This is a genomic window from Lewinellaceae bacterium (assembly GCA_020636105.1).
GTDB lineage: Bacteria > Bacteroidota > Bacteroidia > Chitinophagales > Saprospiraceae > BCD1.
Window position 1 is genome coordinate 1329870 of record JACJYL010000001.1, and the last position, 18941, is coordinate 1348810.

General features: G+C 44.3%; 17 protein-coding genes. 9 read left to right on the forward strand and 8 right to left on the reverse strand.

From position 1 onward, the window contains the following. The first annotated feature begins 329 nt into the window (after positions 1-329). The 7 genes from H6571_04905 to H6571_04935 all read left to right on the forward strand — a co-directional run bounded on the left by H6571_04905 (position 330) and on the right by H6571_04935 (position 6346). Positions 330-1121, forward strand: coding sequence for a serine acetyltransferase (locus tag H6571_04905; protein MCB9323063.1), 792 nt, complete (start codon positions 330-332; stop codon positions 1119-1121). Positions 1122-1212: 91 nt separating this feature from the next. Beyond that, positions 1213-2094, forward strand: coding sequence for a cysteine synthase CysM (gene cysM / locus H6571_04910; protein ID MCB9323064.1), 882 nt, complete (start codon positions 1213-1215; stop codon positions 2092-2094). 120 nt (positions 2095-2214) lie between these two features. Beyond that, positions 2215-2637, forward strand: coding sequence for a transposase (locus H6571_04915; protein MCB9323065.1), 423 nt, complete (start codon positions 2215-2217; stop codon positions 2635-2637). Beyond that, a complete protein-coding gene (locus H6571_04920) occupies positions 2634-3518 on the forward strand; it encodes a DDE-type integrase/transposase/recombinase (protein ID MCB9323066.1) in 885 nt (294 codons plus the stop codon). The genes H6571_04915 and H6571_04920 overlap by 4 nt, the downstream gene beginning before the upstream one ends. A gap of 75 nt (positions 3519-3593) precedes the next feature. After that, positions 3594-4139 (forward strand): pyridoxamine 5'-phosphate oxidase family protein, encoded by a 546-nt coding sequence (locus H6571_04925; protein MCB9323067.1) that lies wholly within the window; start codon positions 3594-3596, stop codon positions 4137-4139. Positions 4140-4442: 303 nt separating this feature from the next. After that, positions 4443-5960 carry a F0F1 ATP synthase subunit beta gene (locus H6571_04930; protein MCB9323068.1) on the forward strand — a complete coding sequence of 506 codons (1518 nt, stop codon included), beginning with the start codon at positions 4443-4445 and terminating at the stop codon, positions 5958-5960. Between the two features lie 74 nt (positions 5961-6034). Then, positions 6035-6346, forward strand: coding sequence for a F0F1 ATP synthase subunit epsilon (locus H6571_04935; protein ID MCB9323069.1), 312 nt, complete (start codon positions 6035-6037; stop codon positions 6344-6346). A 65-nt stretch (positions 6347-6411) separates the two neighbouring features. On the opposite strand, the gene H6571_04940 is transcribed toward H6571_04935, so the two are convergent. The 4 genes from H6571_04940 to H6571_04955 all read right to left on the reverse strand — a co-directional run bounded on the left by H6571_04940 (position 6412) and on the right by H6571_04955 (position 9331). After that, complete coding sequence (locus tag H6571_04940) at positions 6412-7071, reverse strand: hypothetical protein (GenBank protein ID MCB9323070.1); 660 nt, start codon at positions 7069-7071, stop codon at positions 6412-6414. 3 nt (positions 7072-7074) lie between these two features. After that, positions 7075-7866 (reverse strand): hypothetical protein, encoded by a 792-nt coding sequence (locus tag H6571_04945; GenBank protein ID MCB9323071.1) that lies wholly within the window; start codon positions 7864-7866, stop codon positions 7075-7077. A gap of 123 nt (positions 7867-7989) precedes the next feature. After that, entirely contained in the window at positions 7990-8532 is a 543-nt protein-coding gene (locus H6571_04950; protein MCB9323072.1) for a hypothetical protein, read from the reverse strand. Between the two features lie 241 nt (positions 8533-8773). Next, positions 8774-9331, reverse strand: coding sequence for a biopolymer transporter ExbD (locus tag H6571_04955; GenBank protein ID MCB9323073.1), 558 nt, complete (start codon positions 9329-9331; stop codon positions 8774-8776). A 238-nt stretch (positions 9332-9569) separates the two neighbouring features. On the opposite strand from H6571_04955, the gene H6571_04960 reads away from it, so the two are divergent. Further along, positions 9570-10877: an aminopeptidase P N-terminal domain-containing protein gene (locus H6571_04960; protein MCB9323074.1), complete on the forward strand. Its 1308-nt coding sequence runs from the start codon at positions 9570-9572 to the stop codon at positions 10875-10877. 376 nt (positions 10878-11253) lie between these two features. Next, positions 11254-13812, forward strand: coding sequence for a T9SS type A sorting domain-containing protein (locus H6571_04965; protein ID MCB9323075.1), 2559 nt, complete (start codon positions 11254-11256; stop codon positions 13810-13812). A 390-nt stretch (positions 13813-14202) separates the two neighbouring features. On the opposite strand, the gene H6571_04970 is transcribed toward H6571_04965, so the two are convergent. The 4 genes from H6571_04970 to H6571_04985 all read right to left on the reverse strand — a co-directional run bounded on the left by H6571_04970 (position 14203) and on the right by H6571_04985 (position 18845). Continuing rightward, positions 14203-15117, reverse strand: a complete 915-nt coding sequence (locus H6571_04970) for a DUF4097 family beta strand repeat protein (GenBank protein MCB9323076.1) — start codon at positions 15115-15117, stop codon at positions 14203-14205. Positions 15118-15128: 11 nt separating this feature from the next. Further along, entirely contained in the window at positions 15129-15746 is a 618-nt protein-coding gene (locus tag H6571_04975; GenBank protein MCB9323077.1) for a hypothetical protein, read from the reverse strand. A 65-nt stretch (positions 15747-15811) separates the two neighbouring features. After that, complete coding sequence (locus H6571_04980; GenBank protein ID MCB9323078.1) at positions 15812-16348, reverse strand: RNA polymerase sigma factor; 537 nt, start codon at positions 16346-16348, stop codon at positions 15812-15814. A 103-nt stretch (positions 16349-16451) separates the two neighbouring features. Further along, a complete protein-coding gene (locus tag H6571_04985; protein ID MCB9323079.1) occupies positions 16452-18845 on the reverse strand; it encodes a Smr/MutS family protein in 2394 nt (797 codons plus the stop codon). Positions 18846-18941 lie beyond the last annotated feature (96 nt).

The following is an 18941-nucleotide window of genomic DNA, read 5'->3' on the forward strand; positions in this document are numbered from 1 at the left end:
TTAAAGACGAATTTGGCAGTATCTGGCATAGGTCCCCTGACAGCAGGATCCTACCTGCTCATGATGCATTACGAAAGCCTGCCTATGGAGGTGAAAAATATTTCCAACCGACCTAAAAAAGTCGGATATCCATGAAGCGGCCTGAAATGGTCAAAGAATGCTGGTTCTTTCACATCCAACTCTTTATAAAGGCCTCTTGATGAAAAGTTAAAAATATTATCCATTCTGAAAGAAGTTAATTTTTTTGTTTTTCTCCCGAGTTCGACAACCTTTTTAAGGCTCAAACCATTCTCTTAAAATACTTGTTTCCGTTTAAAGCAATTTGACCAATGGAAGAAAAATTCATTCAGGCTCTCTTTAAAGAACATCAACAGGGACACCACCGGCTGCCCCCGGAGTTGGTGTACCATTGGATCGATGAAATGCTCGAATTTATCTTCCCGGAACTCAGCAACAGCCATTTTGAGAACTACAGGGCTTTCCAGCTTCATTACAAGGAATTACAACTCAACCTGTTTAATCTGCTCAACCGGCTTCCTGAGCCTTGCCGAATGTCCACTGAAGAGGTGGAAAGCCGTTTTTTCGACCAGCTCCCGGAGATCAAAAACATGTTGCTGGAAGACGCCCAGGCCATACTTGAAGGAGATCCGGCCTCTGTCAACCTTGCTGAAGTCATCCAGACGTATCCCGGGTTTTACGCCATTGCCATTCATCGTTTTGCCCATACTTTCCTTCAATTGGGAATTCCGGCCATCCCACGCATCCTGACAGAATATGCCCACCGTAAAACCGGCATCGATATTCACCCCGGTGCCACTATCGGCCGACGTTTTTGTATGGACCACGGCACCGGAATCGTTATCGGGGAAACCGTTGAAATCGGTGATGATGTAAAAATTTACCAGGGGGTAACCCTTGGAGCACTGAGCGTGCAAAAAGAATATGCCAAAACCAAACGCCACCCGACTATTGAAAACAAGGTGGTTATCTACTCCGGAGCAACAATTCTCGGAGGAGACACGGTGATCGGCGAAAACAGCATTATTGGGGGTAATGTGTGGATCACCAAAAGTGTACCAGCCAACTCAAAAGTATATTACCAGGGTGACCTAAAAAGATAAATCCTTTTAACTGCCCAGCAAAAAGAACCAAGTAACCAGTAACCAGCAACAAGTAACCAGCAACAAGTAACAAGTAACCAGCATCAAGAACATGTCTTCAATCCTTAACATTATCGGAAACACCCCATTGGTTGAAATCAAACATCTGGTCGCCAAAAAAGGGGTAAAAATCTACGCCAAACTCGAAGGACAAAACCCGGGCGGCAGTGTCAAAGACCGCGCTGCCTATGGAATGATCAAAGGTGCGCTAGACAAGGGCATTATCACGAGCGACACCCATCTGGTGGAAGCTACTAGCGGTAATACAGGCATTGCACTGGCCATGATCGCCAGGTTATTTGACATTCCCATCACCCTGGTCATGACAGAAAATTCGACAAAAGAACGCGTACAAACAATGAAGGCCTATGGAGCCGAAGTAATACTGACACCGGAAGAAAAAACCATCGAATATTCCCGCGAATACGCAGAGGAACTGGCCAGCCAGGACGGATGGCACATGCTGAACCAGTTTGCCAATGACGACAACTGGCGCATGCATTACAAAACCACCGGCCCTGAAATATGGCGTGATACAGAAGGTAAGATCACCCATTTTGTTTCGGCCATGGGCACTACCGGCACCATCATGGGCGTATCAAGATATCTTAAGGACCAAAATCCCGCCGTCGAAATTGTAGGCGTCCAACCCACGGCAGAAGGCGGGATTCCCGGCATCCGCCGCTGGAGTCCGGAATTTTTACCCGAAATTTTCGACCCCGCCCGGGTGGATCGAACGATAGATGTTTCCAGTGAGGAAGCCTCCCAAACCATGAAAGCACTCGCAAAGGAAGAAGCTATTTTTGCGGGTATGAGCAGCGGTGGGGCGGTGGCGGCTGTCAAAAAACTTGTTGAACAGATCGACTCAGGAGTAGTGGTTTGCATCATTTGCGACCGGGGAGATCGTTATCTCTCTTCAGGAATTTTCGGCTAAATGGCCTGGAAATTCGTTGCAAAGTCCAACGGCCAGAACCCTTCAAAACCAGTAACCAGCAACAAGTAACCAGCAACATGTCATTGCCTAAAATAGCTTGACCAAAAAAGTCAACTAAACATGGCAAACAAAAATAACAAAAAGTTTCAAAAACAACCAAATAGCAATAGGACTTTCAGTGAATCCTTTAAAAGGAGCAAAGTTAAAGACCTGGTTTCAAGACGAATAAAGGTACGAGATATATGTGAGCTATATGAAGTATCACGAACAAGTATATATAAATGGATATATTTGTATTCTGACAGTACAAAAGAAGTAAAGACAGTAGTACAAATGGAAAGTGAAGCACAAAAGACGAAAATATTAATGCAACGATTGTCCGAATATGAACGCATAATCGGACAAAAACAGATGACAATAGATCTCTTGGAGAAGGGGTACGAGTTTGCGAGTGAAGATCTGGGTTATGATGAAAAAAAAAAGTACGTACTCCAACCCTGGAATGGTTCCGAAAACACCCTGACGAACACGGATATAAAATGAAGACATTATACAGTTTATCGGGGATCAGCAAACAAGGGCATATGGATGCCCTGAAACGGGAACGAGAGCAATTATTAAAAGCTCCCCTTTACATAGGTTTTATTGAGGAGATTAGGGAGATGCATCCGGGGATGGGCCTGCGCAAGATATATGAACAGTTCGAACCAGAAGGCATTGGACGGGATGCTTTTATAATATTAGGTTTACGCGAAGGCTATCGTTTACGGGCCTTAGAAAGTCCCTATAAGACTACTTACAGCGATAAGGGAAGTCAATATGGTAATGTACTGATAGGAAAGAGGTTTACAAATGTCAACCAATTATGGGTTAGTGACCTTTTTTATTTTCCATTAGGGGGACAGCATTATTACGTTGTATTAATAATGGATGTTTATTCTCGACGGATCATAGGATATTCGGTTTCTGACAATATGCGGTCAGAGAATAATATTGCTGCATTAACAATGGCACTCAACCTCAGAGGCATTGATGATTATAATAATGAGTTGATTCATCATTCTGACAGAGGTTCGCAATATACGAGTACTGATTATACGAACTTACTTAAATCCTATGGCATAAGGATCAGTATGTGTACTAACGTACTTGAAAATGCACATTGCGAGCGGGCAAATGGAACCATAAAAAATGAATACCTCAAAAGGTGGAGTATCCAAAATTTTGGACAGTTAAAGAAACGAGTAGCCATGGCTGTTGAAAACTACAACAACCGTTTACACAATTCTTTAAAGATGACACCAATGGTTTATGAAACATATATCAAAGACCTAAAGGAAAAAGAAAGACCCGAAATGGAAGTCTTTACAATAAACAAAATGTTAGATAATCCAATGCAACTTGAATTACAATTTGATTTATAATTAATTAAAATTGGTCAAGCTATTTTAGGCATTGACAACAAGTCAACAAGTAACCAGTAACAAGCAACAAGCATCATGGGCAAACGATTTGACAAAATAACCGATGAACACAAAAAATTCATCGCCGGACAGAAAATCTTTTTCACCGGTACAGCCGCCACCGAAGGCAGGGTAAATGTATCCCCCAAAGGGTTGGACAGCCTGCGGGTCGTGGATGATCACACCGTAGTCTGGCTCAACCTCACCGGCAGCGGCAACGAAACGGCCGCACATCTTCAGGAGCATAACAGGATGACCCTTATGTTCTGTGCCTTTGAAGGTAATCCCTATATCCTGAGACTTTACGGACAGGCTGAAATTTTACCTCCTGACCATCCGGAACGAGCATCATTAATGCAACTGTTTCCCAAAATGAACGGCATTCGGCAAGTCATTCTCATGAAGGTTGACCTGGTTCAAAAATCTTGTGGTTATGCGGTCCCGCTTTATGATTTTGTAGAAAGCCGGGATGTTTTAACCAAATGGACGGACAAAAAAAGCGATACGGATTTGGAACAATATTGGTCCGAAAAAAACGCCCTCAGCCTTGACGGAAAGCCCATAGACAAACCTGGCAATTAAACCGGGAGTCGTTCTTCCAATCCCACTAAATAACGAATTCCCAATCCCCCGGTCAGCCTCCCTGATCTTTAAATTTCGTGGCATTCTCCCGGGCATTGGTTTGCCATCCCAAAAAGGTTCAAAAAAAGCCTGATATTCCTTTTTATTCTCGGTTCAAAAGTCTAAATTTGCGGCGATTTTAGAATACTCATTAAAAGAATAAAGGCGAAAACGGAGATTTTTTTAATAATTATCCGGCGAAAACTAACTCCATTAATATTGGATTTATGCCTTGTTTCTTTACACATTAAACTATAATTTGTTATGGCAAACATCGGTCACGTTAAGCAGGTTATCGGACCAGTAGTCGACGTAAGTTTCTCAAAGGAAGGCTCTGTGCTCCCGGAAATTTACAATGCTCTTGAAATTACAAGGCCCAATGGACAAAAACTCGTTCTGGAAGTTCAGCAACACCTCGGTGAAGATGGCGTTCGTACGGTTGCAATGGATGCAACGGACGGCCTTACCCGCGGAACTGAAGTGGTAGATACGGGGGCTCCTATTTCCATGCCGGTCGGAGAAGCGATCAAAGGTCGTCTTTTCAACGTTATCGGAGAAGCTATTGATGGAATTGGTCCTGTTCCCAAAGATGAGAACGCATATGTCATTCACCGCAGACCTCCTCTTTATGAGAACCTTTCTACTGAAAAAGAGGTACTCTTTACAGGAATCAAGGTAATCGACCTCATTGAGCCATACATGAAAGGTGGAAAAATCGGACTCTTTGGTGGAGCCGGTGTAGGCAAGACCGTACTGATCATGGAGCTCGTAAATAATATTGCGAAAGCTTACGAGGGTATTTCCGTATTCGCAGGTGTGGGAGAACGTACCAGGGAAGGAAATGACCTGTTGAGAGAATTCCTCGAATCAGACGTTATCAACTACGGAAAGGAATTCAAACACTCCATGGAATCCGGAGGATGGGATTTGTCCAAAGTGGATATGGAGGCGCTTAAAACCAGTAAAGCAACTCTTGTTTTCGGACAGATGAATGAGCCTCCCGGAGCACGTGCCCGTGTGGCCCTTTCAGGTTTGACAATGGCTGAATACTACCGCGACGGTGATCAAAGCGATCCAAATGGCGGCCGTGATATCCTCTTCTTCATCGATAACATTTTCCGTTTTACCCAGGCAGGCTCTGAGGTATCAGCTTTGTTGGGTCGTATGCCTTCAGCGGTAGGTTACCAGCCTACCCTCGCCACGGAAATGGGTATCATGCAGGAACGTATTACTTCAACCAAGCGGGGGTCAATTACTTCTGTACAGGCGGTTTATGTACCTGCGGATGACTTGACTGACCCTGCTCCGGCAACAACATTTGCCCACCTTGATGCCACAACGGTATTGAGTCGTAAGATCGCTTCCCTGGGGATTTACCCTGCTGTGGATCCATTGGATTCTACTTCACGTATCCTTGATGCAGCAATCATTGGCGAAGAACACTACCGTTGCGCAGAGGATGTAAAGATGATTCTTCAGCGTTACAACGAATTACAGGATATCATCGCCATCCTCGGTATGGATGAATTGTCAGAAGAAGACAAAAAGGTAGTATCCAGAGCTCGTAGGGTCCAGCGTTTCCTCTCCCAGCCGTTCCACGTTGCGGAGCAATTTACAGGGATGCCGGGTGTTTTGGTTCCTATTGACGAAACCATTCGTGGATTTAACATGATCCTCAATGGAGAAGTGGATCAATATCCTGAAGCAGCATTTAACCTTAAAGGAACGATTGACGATGTGATCGCTGCCGGTAAGAAAATGATGGCTGACGTTGAAGCATAAAACGGTTCATGGGTAATTTTGCGATGTAGAAAGCAAAACCTATCCATGATCGAGTATAAAATTAAAGGTAAAACATGGATTTAACAGTTCTGACACCAGATAAAGAAGTTTTCCTTGGTCCCATCAAATCGGTAAAAGTACCGGGGTCCAGTGGTCAGTTTCAGGTTTTAAATAACCACGCTCCTATCGTTTCTTCTTTGGAGGAAGGCGATATTTTTATTGTGACAGGAGAAGAGGAATTCCGTTTATTCAACGATGAGTCCAAAGGACTTGAAGCGATGAAAGAGGCCGGAAAAACCATTTCTTTTCACGTAAGTGGCGGCTTTATCGAAGTCTTAAACAATAAAGTTTCACTCCTCGTTAGCGGAGTTAGAAATATCACGTAATCCTTTCGGATAAAACAAATCGAAAAAAATTAAGGGGCAAACGACATATTGACGTTTGTCCCTTTTTATTTTAGGATATACCCGAGGTGAAAGCGGATCAAAAAATCGACAAAACCCGCCGGATCCCCTGGCTGCAGTATCCTTAAAATCTGAAAGTCAGGCCGGATGTACTCGCTGTTCGCGGGAATACCTGTTGATTTTTGAGCTTGAAATCCGCGACCTAACAAAAGTCCGAAACCCAACGTTACCCTTTCTGACAACTGGACTTCCTTGCCCATGCAAAGATTCAGCGATACCCTGTGCTGTTTAAGATTATAGTTAATTTTTTGCTGATAAGCATATTGGTCTCTCCAAAAAGTCCCCGTGCGATCTGCACTCCAAAAAATGTATCGCGCGCTGATTCCAAGGTAAAAATTATTGTACAGGGAAGCCCTTGATTTGCTCATATAAAAACGGAACTCCGATAAAAGCCTTACCCCGTTTAATCGATGAAGGTAAGCGGAAGAGCTGTTTAAATTGAATACATACCCGAGTTCATTATGCCAGGCATTATTGGGCCGGAACCTGTATTCCAGTCCAAATTGAACCGCAGGTGAGTTAAAACTAGCCAGGGCTTCAGGGCAAAATTTTACCACAAGCTCAGGATAATCCGTAATGGCCGGCCCCTGCCCGTTCACTGTCGACAAAAGAGGAATCATCCCAAACAGCAGCAGCAATTTTTTCATGGTTTACTCCCCGATATTTATGATGGATAACCGTTTAATATTATTGAGATCCGAGTAATCAAACTGGTGCACGCTTTCGGGGCCGACCACCAGCAACAACCCGTTGAGGGGGATGACATCATAAGGGACAAAATCATCAAAATGAGCGATCATCTGGATCGCCAGGGGATCGCTTACATCGAAAATCTTCAATCCTGCTTCATTGTCGCAAACAAACAGGGTATGCCCGTCAAGCCCTATTCCTTTTGGATTGACCATCGGGTATTCTGCTATCAAAACAGGGTTGGTAAAATTGGATACATCGAAAATTTCCAGCCCGTTGACCTCATTAATCACCGTTCCCGCACCGCAAACAAAAGATCTGAAATCAGAATTGAGGGTCACGTAGGCAAAACTGTCATTCGCCACCACGGGATCACAGGGATAAATAGGAAAAATATCATAAGAAAAAGTGGCCGAGAATTCCGGGATCCCCATCGCGTTGATGGTATACAAATGTAAGCCGGTACCCGAACCGATAAACAGCCGGTTGTCCAGGTTGAAAATAGATTCAATACGATCGCCGATCTGTTGATCATTGATCAATTGCGGCACATCCGGATTGGCCAGGCTCAGCGTCCTGATATTGACTTCATCAATGAGGTATAAAAATTGACCGACGATCATCGAGCGTGCATAGGAACCGGCCACTCCAGTATCCGAGCTTCCGGGAGAAAAGGATTCACTTTTGGTACACTGATAAAACACGGTTCCGATCAACAAAAAACATGAAATGCGAAAAATTATCTTTGACATGGTTATTTCTTCTTATGGTTAAGGAACGATAAAAAAATTGACATTCTTAATCTTGTAAATCACTGGAAACCAGTACTTTTAAATTATTAATTTATCATTTTAAATTTTAAATTTCCCTAAGGGTTATTTCCAACATTCAGGGTTCATCAAAACGGCTTCTTCCCATCCCACAACAATCCCTAAACTGTTGTTTACACATTCAAAATACCCCTCATAAGCTTCGGGATAAGCCTGCGCTGCCTTCGGGTAAATATCTTTCAACCGGCTCAGAACGGTAATATTATTCAGGTCACTTATATCCAGGGTAACCAGGTCGGTGTAATTATCCGCATAAAGCCGGTCGCCTTTTATGGAAATGTCTTTATTTCCAACAATTTCAATGAATTTAATTTTTTCAGGATGGGTCGGATCCGAATTGTCAATGATATGAACTCCTTTGAATTTTTCATTGACGAACAACAACCCGTTTTTGTAATAGATCTTACCGGGCTTTACCATCGGTACGGGTTCTTTAGCAGTGATAAGCTGCCAATCGGAAGAGGAGGAATAAATGGGTTTCATACCATTCACTTCTCCAACATCTACAATTTGGTTGTTAAATTCAGGATCTCCCGGGCAAGCCCAAAAAATCATACTGCCCAAAAGTAAATAAAATATTTTTTTCATCTGTTAATGATATTTTGATATGACGATCTTTAAAGGGTAAGAGGGTCTAAATGGCTTTGAAGGTTGGTCAATACAACGCTTTTTTGAGTTTACCAGGGTAAAAAATTAATCAGGCCATAAAATTACAAAGAAAGAGGCAAAGCAAGGCGGTGATCCCCGGTATAAATTTATGAATCCGGCGATTCCCAACCCTGCCCTGCCTGTTCTGCATGCAGAAAAAAATCTACTCCTGAATAATGACCTAATCCAAATGTCCCAAAGTGATATTATCGGTAGGTTCGGCTTCAGAAATGGTCATCGGAATTTCGGTCCTGATCACTTTTTTATTTTGTTCCGATAAAAGGTCGTAAGATTTTCCAAAAGTTTTTCTGGCGTGGTCTTCCCATAATTCATTATAAGCCAAAACCAATTGGTCATACACCTCCAGGTAGGCTTCATAGTTAGTACTGCGGTCATTTTGCAGGGAAATGGCTGCATTTTTAGGGCTTTCAGGCCTATTTAGTGCCCCTTCCGGATTGAGGATAAATGCTTTAGCAGCTTCTGTTAACTCCCCCATCGACATGATTTCCCCTTCGACCATCAAGTCATTTTGGGCGTTTACCTTTACGGTGAAAACATTTCGGTTATTGACTATTGCCTTAGGAGGGTATTTCTCCCAAACGGGTAATTTTACCCGGATGCCACTGTCCTCCATAATCGTAGTGGTGACCAGGAAAAAAATCAACAAAAGAAAGGCGATATCCGCCATGGAACCGGCATTCACTTCGGAGGGCTTCCTTCGTTTTTTTAAATCATTCATAATTTTGTTTATTTTAAAAAAAATACCGGCAGTAATATCGACTTACCTTAGAAGATGAAAGAAAAGGTAGTTTTGACGTTTAAGTGCTCTTTTTAGGGCTTATTTTATGTGCTTGTGCCTGGAAAATTTGCAACTTTGTATCTTGTATTTAAAATACCTTCCCGTATCGGCTCACACCTGATAACCGGCATGAGTTCGAGGCACTATAACGGGCCGTTAAGGCTAAAAAAGAATAATGATGAAGTACGAACCAATCAATCCGCAACTATTCAAAATCAATCGTGAGCGTTTTATGCGCAAAATGCTTCCCGATTCCATCGCCATTTTCAATTCCAATGATCTCATGCCGAGAAACGGAGATACTTATTTCCCTTTCCGTCAGAATTCCGACCTGTTTTATTTATCTGGGCTGGATCAGGAGGAAACGATCCTGGTTTTATTTCCTGACACCATTAAGGAAGGATTTGATGAGGTTGCTTTCATCAAGCGCACCAACGAATACATTGCCCAATGGGAAGGACATAAATACACCAAGGAGGAAGCCCGTCAGATTTCCGGTATTGAAAAAATATTCTGGCTGGATGAAATGGATCCTATTCTCAATGAGCTCATCCTGCTTTCCAAAAGGATATTTGTCAACACCAACGAAAATGACAAATTCAACTCAGAGGTGGAATCCCGTGACCTCAGGTTTGCCAGGAAACTCAGGGATCGATACCCTGTTCACAAATACCACCGCTCCCAGCCCATCATGAAAAAACTCGGCATGATAAAATCGAGTTATGAAGTGGAGGTGATGCAGAAGGCCATTAACATCACCGCGTCGGCCTACAACCGTGTGCTTGATTTCGTGCGCCCGGGTGTTATGGAATACGAGGTGGAAGCAGAAATCACGGCCGAATTTATTAAAAACCGTGCCAACGGCCACGCTTACGAACCCATTATCGCTTCCGGAAAAAATGCCTGCGTCCTTCATTACATTGCCAACAACCAGGAGTGTAAGGACGGTGACCTCTTACTTATGGATTTCGGTGCCGAATATGCCAATTACGCCTCTGATCTCACCAGGACCATTCCCGTCAACGGGCAATTTTCGCCGCGACAGGCAGCCGTTTATAACTCAGTACTCAAGGTGATGAAAGAAGCTACCAGTATGCTTGTCCCCGGTGCAACACTCGACGAATTCAATAAGGAAGTCGGCAAGATCATGGAAAGCGAACTGCTTGATCTGAAGCTCATCGACAAAACAGACATTAAAAACCAGGATCCTAAATGGCCTGCCTATAAAAAATATTTCATGCACGGCACTTCTCATCATTTAGGACTTGACGTGCACGATCTGTCCAATCGCTACGCTCCGTTCCTTTCCGGAATGGTATTTACCTGTGAGCCGGGTATTTACATCCCTGAAGAAAAAATTGGTGTCAGAATTGAAAATGACATCCTGATTACCGATTTCGAACCGGTGGACCTGATGTCCCATATTCCAAGAGAGGTGGAAGAAATAGAAACACTCATGAATGCAAAAGTGGATATGGAATTGTAGGAAAAATCCAGGGTACCATTTGGATTGGATTCCTTTGAATTTGTAAAAAAAATTCGCTGCCGTACACTTTTTTGTATCACGTTGATTCCGCTGATTTTCGCTGATCATTTTCGGTTATTTTGTTTTGTTTTTCCGACTGAAGTACCAAATGTCATTCCATTTCATCTGCGTTTATCTGCGTTTTCTGCGAGAACCAACCATGCATTTTCAGGACTTTCCCCAAAAGTGTATGGTAGAAAAAAAAATGGTTGTCGGAGGCAAGAGGTGCCGTTCTTAAGAAACTCAAAACGTTTTTTTGAGAAAGGAAACTTTTATCTCCCCGGACAAGGTAAACCACAACGTTGATAAAAGAAAATCGTCAATACATAAACCTGTTATGAAAAAATTACTCTTACTACTAGTCTGCACAGGATGGTTTTTCCAATGCTCAGATGAATCAATGCGCTCCAAAACCAATGAGGCAAATAGCCTGAAACACCATGATGTTGCTGATTATTTCTACCTGCAGAGAAGCTGGCCGGATGGGAAGCTGGACTTCAACGCTTATGACCGGGCCATTAAAACCGCACAGGCACAAAGGCTTGAAAAAAATGACCTCCCGGGTTTTGATAAGCCCTGGGTGCAAAGAGGCCCTGGTAACATCGGCGCCAGGATCAATACCATCGCCGTGCATCCTGTCAACAAACAGATCATTTACGTAGGGTTTGCCGTGGGAGGGGTTTTTAAAACTACCGATGGCGGACAGACCTGGTTTCCCGTTTTTGATGACAATCCCTACCTTGCCATTGGAGATATAACCATTGATCCCACCCATCCGGAACGGGTTTACGTAGGAACAGGCGACCCCAGTATTTCAGGATATCCGTTTTTAGGCGATGGCGTTTACAAAAGTGAAAACGGCGGTCAGACCTGGGAGCACCTCGGTCTTGAAGCCGAAAGAATCGTATCCAGAATCATTGTCGACCCGGATCACCCCGCAAATATTTATGCAGCCTGCATGGGACTGCCCTTCGAACGCACCCCGGAGAGAGGACTCTACAAATCGACCAATAGCGGCCAAAGCTGGACTCAGATTTTATACGTTGACGAACAGGCAGGCATCATTGATATCGCCATGGATCCTTTTGATCCGGGAATCCTCTATGCGGCCGCCTGGGACAGGATACGAAACAACCAGGAATCGGTAGTGGACGGCCCCAACGCCAAAATCTTCAAGACGACTGATGGCGGATTGAACTGGACAGAGCTTTCTGGCGGTCTGCCGGGCGGGGACATGGGCAGGATAGGGTTGACCGTCTCCCCTACCCAACCGAATTTAGTTTACGCTTTATACGTCAATACCGACAGTCAACTGGACAATATTTATAAAAGCACAAATGGCGGGCAGACCTGGCAACCGATAATCAATTGGGACGATGAAAACCTCGGCCTTCCTACGGGTATTTTAGGCGGATTCGGGTGGTATTTCAGCAAGGTAAGCCTCAACCCAAACAACCCTGATGAAATATATATTTTAGGCGTTGACCTTTGGAAAACGGAAGATGGCGGTACCCACTGGGCCGAAGCAGCGCCCCCGTGGTGGGAATACAGTGTACATGCCGATAAGCATGATTTGGTGTTTTACGGCCAGGATTCCATTCTTTTGGCCACCGACGGTGGGCTTTACCTGGGCACCGACCAACAAACGGTCTGGCAGGACATGGAAAACATTCCAGCGACCCAATTTTACCGGGTGGCCTACAACCCTCACAAACCGGATCATTATTACGGCGGAGCCCAGGACAATGGCTCCTCTGGCGGAACCAGCCCTGAAGAGGACTGGGAACGATTTTTTGGCGGAGACGGCTTCCAGATGCGTTTTCATCCCCTGGATACGGGTATTGTTTTTGTGGAAACCCAAAATGGGAACATTGCCGTCACGGTTGACGGATTATATTCAGGATGGTGGGATTCGGGCACCTATGGTATCGATGATGCTGACCGGAGAAACTGGGACATGCCCTACATTTTTAGCCCTCAAAATCCCGATGTCATGTACACAGGAACCTACAGGGTGTATAAAAATACCACCGGAGCTTTTACTTCCTGGGAACCTATCAGCGAAGGCCTGACCGACAGTGTTACTTTTGGCAATAATTTCCACACCATAAGCGCTATTGATCAGTCGCCCCTGGCAGAAGGGTTGGTTTATGTAGGGACGACAGATGGTAATGTAAAAAGAACGGATAATGACGGCGGGCAATGGCTGGATATTTCGGTAGGATTACCCGATCGCTATATTACAGATATTAAAGCCTCTCCTCAATTTCTCAACCGGGTTTACGTAAGTGTCTCCGGTTATAAATACAACGATTTTGACCCGCACATCTTCCGATCCGATGATCGTGGTGTGAGCTGGTATAATATTGCAGGTGACCTGCCGGATCTTGCGATAAACGACCTTTACGTGCTGCCCGGCCACATGGATTCTGTGATTTTCGCCGCCACCGACGGCGGGGTTTTTGGCACCCTAAACAGAGGAGAACAGTGGCATCGCCTGGGGAACAATATGCCCGTTATTCCGGTTTATGACCTGGAACTCAACGTAGCCAGAAACGAACTGGTGGCCGGAACCCACGCCCGCTCCATTATGAGTTACAATCTTGATTCACTCCTGGTAATGCCGGTGATTAACCAGATAACTCCTCTCCTGGTCAATGAAAGCCTGCATATTTATCCTTCCCCGGCAAGGGACGAAATAAATATTGAAATAGCCCGAATGACTCCTTTGGAAAAATTTGAACTTCGTATTATCAATGTCAGAGGAGAAGTTGTTTTTGAAAACAAAAATCAGTCGCGACAAGCCATTGATGTAAGCGCTCTGCCTGGCGGACTTTATTTTGTGAGTATTGAAGCGGGCAACAAACGCTGGAAAGGAAAGTTTATAAAGCAATAACGCAAAGAGCCGGGTTTCAGCTAGATTTTAGCCATTTTCTGATCCCATAACATTTGGACAATATTGTCGATTCTTGGCATGAAAATTCAAAAATAAGATCGGGAGTAATTGGGATTCCTTGCGTTAATCCTTATCTTTTTGTTCTTCTTCCTGGCATCGCCTCATGCCGGCTGGGCACATACTTTTTTCCAGCCAAAAAAGTATGCCAAAAGGCCTGAAAATACAAGGCGGCAAGACTTTGCCTCGCTTTTTCGAAAGGGAAAATTAGGGTTTTACTACAACTGCTTCGGTTGATGAAAACTCCATTTTCCCGACGGACCAGCTTGGCTCACCCCACCAAAATTGTGCCCGCGGCTAATAGGGCTGCCAAAAGTATCATCCTCGCCCTACTTATTGCTTCTTCGCCACCGTAATATTCCCGAAAGAAACCCGGATGGTAATATTCTGGTAATACTCCTGTTCCATGGGCCGCACCTCAACCTGTTTGAGTACCTGGGTGTTCTGCACTTCCCTTACGGAAAAGGATTTTGGTAAATTGATTTTCCCTTGTATGGAAGTGAGATCGTAACCAAACATGGAAGGATTGTTGGAATAAAGAAAAACATCCGCCTTTTCAGCATCGATCTTGAGGTCCAGCAGATCATCATCGGAATAAATCTTCACCAATCCATAATAAGCCTGGATATCATAGGACCCACGTATATCTGACAACATGACATCGGATCTCCGGGCATTGACGCTCATCCGGCCATTGAGTCTTTCCCCGATGAGATCGCCAAATCGGGTGGTCACTTCTATCAATCCCTGGATGTTCACCAGGTCAATTTTGCTGAACTGGCTGTTCACTTTCAGGCTGTTGGTCAAATTGCTGATAGAAGCCGTTCCAAAGTGATTCTTCAAATAAACCGGGCAGGTTTCAGGCAGGTAAATGGTGTATTTCACTGCCAGTTTTGATTGAACCCGTGGCTGCCCTTCCACTTCCCGGATGTAATTCCTGAGATAAATTTTATTTTTAACCCGCCGGGCTTCATAGGTGATGCGGGGCAAATCTTTTTCCGCAACCGCTTTTTCCTCATGCTTGGCGATCAATTCAATTTTTATAAAAATTTGCTGTTTTTTCCAGCTTTCAATGCTCACTTCTGCCTTTTCCCCTTCAATATTAATTTCATCTCCCTTTTGATAATCAAAGCGTTTTTCCACACTCTTGGTAACGACCTGCAGGGTCGTTTGACCAACCAAGGGCAAGCCTCCCAGGAAAGTGAAGAATATGAGCACTAAATGCAATTGATTATTTCTGTTCAACATCTTGATTTTAATTAAATGAATGCGGCTAATTTTTTAATGATATCCGTCCGCTCCAACTCTATTTCCCTGATATTTCCGACCAATTTTTCGTCCGTACCGTATTGCTCCATCATCGACTCCACTTCCATTTTAGCATCGTTCAATTCTTCCAGTTCAAATTTCAGCTGCTGGATTTCCGGAATTTGTGTTAAATATTCGCTCTCTTCCAATGCGGCGAGCACGACTTCAAAATCTTCTTCATCCGCATTCCAGTCATTTACAAAAGTGGCTTCATTCACTACTTCCTCAGCATAACTGATTTGTTCAACAGGCTGGTTATTGCGAATCATAAAGAAGCTCACTATGATCCCTGCCGCCACAGCAGCATAGGCCATAAAACGTCTGACTCCCAGAGGGATAACCCGCCCTATTTTCTCCTGTTTCGGTATTTCCAGTGCCTCTTCGATCTTTTCCCATAAGAAAGCAGGCGGATCGTACTGGTGAAGTTCGGAAATCACCTCTGAAATTTGCTCTTCCTGGTCCGCAACAAGCAGCCCCTGTTCCACCCTTTCCCATATTTGGGGAGGCGGGGCATATTCCGGTAATTGCCGGATCGCCTGTTGAAGCGTATGTCTGTTGATTTCTTTCATGACCGAATTGACTTAAATTATTATTTTTTATCCAATAAAATCACCCCAAAAAAATGGGAGTGACTCTATTCACCCATTAATTTTCCTATGTTCTCCCTCAATCTTTTTTTTGCATAAAACAACTGAGACTTTGAGGTACCCACCGATATTTCCAATAGATCGGCCACTTCCTTGTGCGCATAACCTTCCACTTCGATCAGCACAAAAACAGCACGATACCCTTCCGGCAGGGCTTTTATGGCCTTTTCAAGGTATTCCACATCCAGACTGGTTCCCCAATCCACAGTAGTTTCCTCAGCACGGTAATCAATAGGTTCTGTATGTCGTTGTTTCTTGATGTGTGTCAGGGCTGTTCTGACCACAATGGTTTTGATCCAGGCCCCGAGCGTAGATTCCTGCCTGAAACGTGGCAGGGCGCGAAAGACTTTGACAAAAGCTTCCTGCAGTACATCATTTGCCGACTCAAATTCGCCTGTTATGCGGTAGGCAACGTTATACATTGCCTTGCTGTACCGATGATACAAATTCTTTTGTGCCAAACGGTCTTCCGCAATGCAGGCCTCAATTAGTTCCGCTTCTGTCATTCTAATAGTTAAGGGCATGGCAATTTCAAAAGTCCAAAATCTATTTTTACACGCTAAAAAATTGTCTTTGAACTAAAGTGTATTTACCAGGCATAATGGTTGTATAAGATGTGTATAAAAATTACATCAATTCCACCTCTGTGACGCCGTCTCCGCCTGCATCGTGAGCAGGGTGGCCTATGTTCATGGGAACATTGTATTCCCTTAGTTTTTTTCGTACCACGTTTCTCAGGGCGCCCGTTCCTTTTCCATGAACTATCCTGAGGTGTGCCGCATTAGACATGAGTGCCTGGTCTACAAAAGCCTCCACTACCCCCATAGCTTCTTCTATGGTCATGCCCCGGATATCCAGTTTACTGTCAAAGCCCCCGGAAAGATTGGAGGTAGACGTCTGCACACTTCTTGAAGACCTGATATCCATCGGTTCATTGGCTTGCTGCAGATCCCTGAGATGAATCATCATGCGCATATCCCCGATCTGGACTACCGCTTTTTTCTTATCAACGGATTCAACGACGCCGGTTGCTCCCCCTGTTTTAAGTTTTACAAAATCGCCTTCCACAATTTCACGGTCTTTGGCGGTTCCGGCCGCCGGAGGCTGGTAATAGATTTCCTCCTGGAGTTGTCTGACTTCTTTGGCCAGTCCGTGGCGTTCCTCCTTGATTTCTGCGGCCATTTTTTTGGCTTTTTCGAGGTTCTTCTCTTCTTTTAATTCCCGGACCAGGCGTTCGAATTCTTTATTGGTTTGTGCCGCATTTTGCAGGGCATTTTCCTTGGTTTCGAGTTTCATCTTTTTACGCCTAAACTCCAGATCCCGGTGGAGACTATCATAATTTTTGATAAGTTTTTCCAGATTTTTCTGCTTTTCTTCCAGGCTCTTAATGTGATCCTCGGCTTCTTTTTTTTCCTGCTGCAGATCGACCAGCAGGTCATCCACGGCTTTTTCATTTTCCCCGGCCCTGTGCCGCGCATAACTCAAAACCTTTTTATCCAGTCCGCTCTTTTGGGCAATCTCAAAAGCATAGGAACTTCCGGGGCGGCCAATCTTTAGATTGTAGGTTGGAGAAAGGGTATCTTTATCAAAAGCCATGGCTGCATTGAGCAACCCAATCGTTTTAAAAGCAAATATCTTGAGGTTGGAATAGTGGGTGGTGATGACCCCGAATACTTTTTGAAAATTGATCTCCCGGAGCACCGCTTCTGCAATGGCTCCTCCTATCTTGGGATCGGTGCCGGAACCAAATTCATCGATGAGAATTAAGGTTTGTTTATTGGCTTTTTCAATAAAAAGCCGGGCATTGGCAAGTCGGGAACTATAGGTACTCAAATCATCTTCCAGCGACTGCTGGTCGCCGATATCGGCAAAAATTTGTTGAAAAATGCCCATTTCTGATTCAGGACTTACCGGGACAAGCAAGCCCGATTGTACCATTAACTGTAATAACCCGGCAGATTTCATGGTGATCGATTTGCCCCCCGCATTGGGTCCGCTGAGCACCAGGATCCGGTTGGGCGGAAATAAAGACATATCAAAAGGGATGGTTTCCTTTCCGAGGTCTTTATTTTTCAGGTAAAGCAAAGGGTGGAAAGCCCTGACCAACCCGAAGTGAGGTTTGGAGAGAATCTTTGGTTTGTTCGCCTTCATCATCACAGCCACTCCTGACTTGGCCTGGATGGTATCAAAGTGTACCATGGCCTCCAGGTAAACGTGCATATGACCGGCATAAGGACGGAGCACCTGGCTCAATTCCTTCAGGATGCGGTAAATTTCTTTTTTCTCTTCAGTTTCCAGGTCAAAGATATCGTTGTTGATCTCGATGACGCCATCGGGTTCGATAAATGCCGTTTTACCGGTCGTGGACTCGTCATGAATGATGCCTCGGAGTTTTCTTTTATGCTCTACCGGCACACTCAGTACCCTCCTGCCGTTCCTGAAACTTTCCACATTATCCGTCAGCCAACCCTTTTTCTTGAAATCATTGATGATGATCCTGAAGTTGCGGTCCAGTTCTTTTTGTTTGGAAATTTGCATCCGTTTAATACGCATCAGCTCAGGAGAAGCATTGGGCAGGATATTGCCTTCTTCATCCACCACCTTATCGATGGCCGTAATAAGGTCCTGGTCAAAATTGATCTTCCTGATAATATCGTACATCACCGGGTAAGCGGCCTGTCTGCCTTTATTAAAAAACCGGAAAGCCCCCCGCATAAAAGACAAAACCCTGTGAATCCGCTGAAGCCCTTCAATCGGCAAGACAAAGTTTTCAACGCTGAGCATTTTCAGGTCTGAAGTAATATCTTCATAGGAATGGATCGGAAAGTGATCGTTATTCGACAAGGCAATACTATATTCATTGACCTCATCCAATCTTCTTTCGATCGTTTCCACGTCAGTCATCGGGGCAATCGCCATGACCTGCTCTTCTCCGAGCCATCCCAAACATCTTTTGGCTACCAGTTCGAGTACTTTGTCAAATTCGAGACTGGAATATATATCTTTTGGTTCTAACCTCACCATCTTTTTCAAATTCCTAAAATTTTGGCGAAAATACGACTATTTGTAAACAAATTGAAGGACAATGAGTTCCATCAACAGTATATTTCGTTTTAA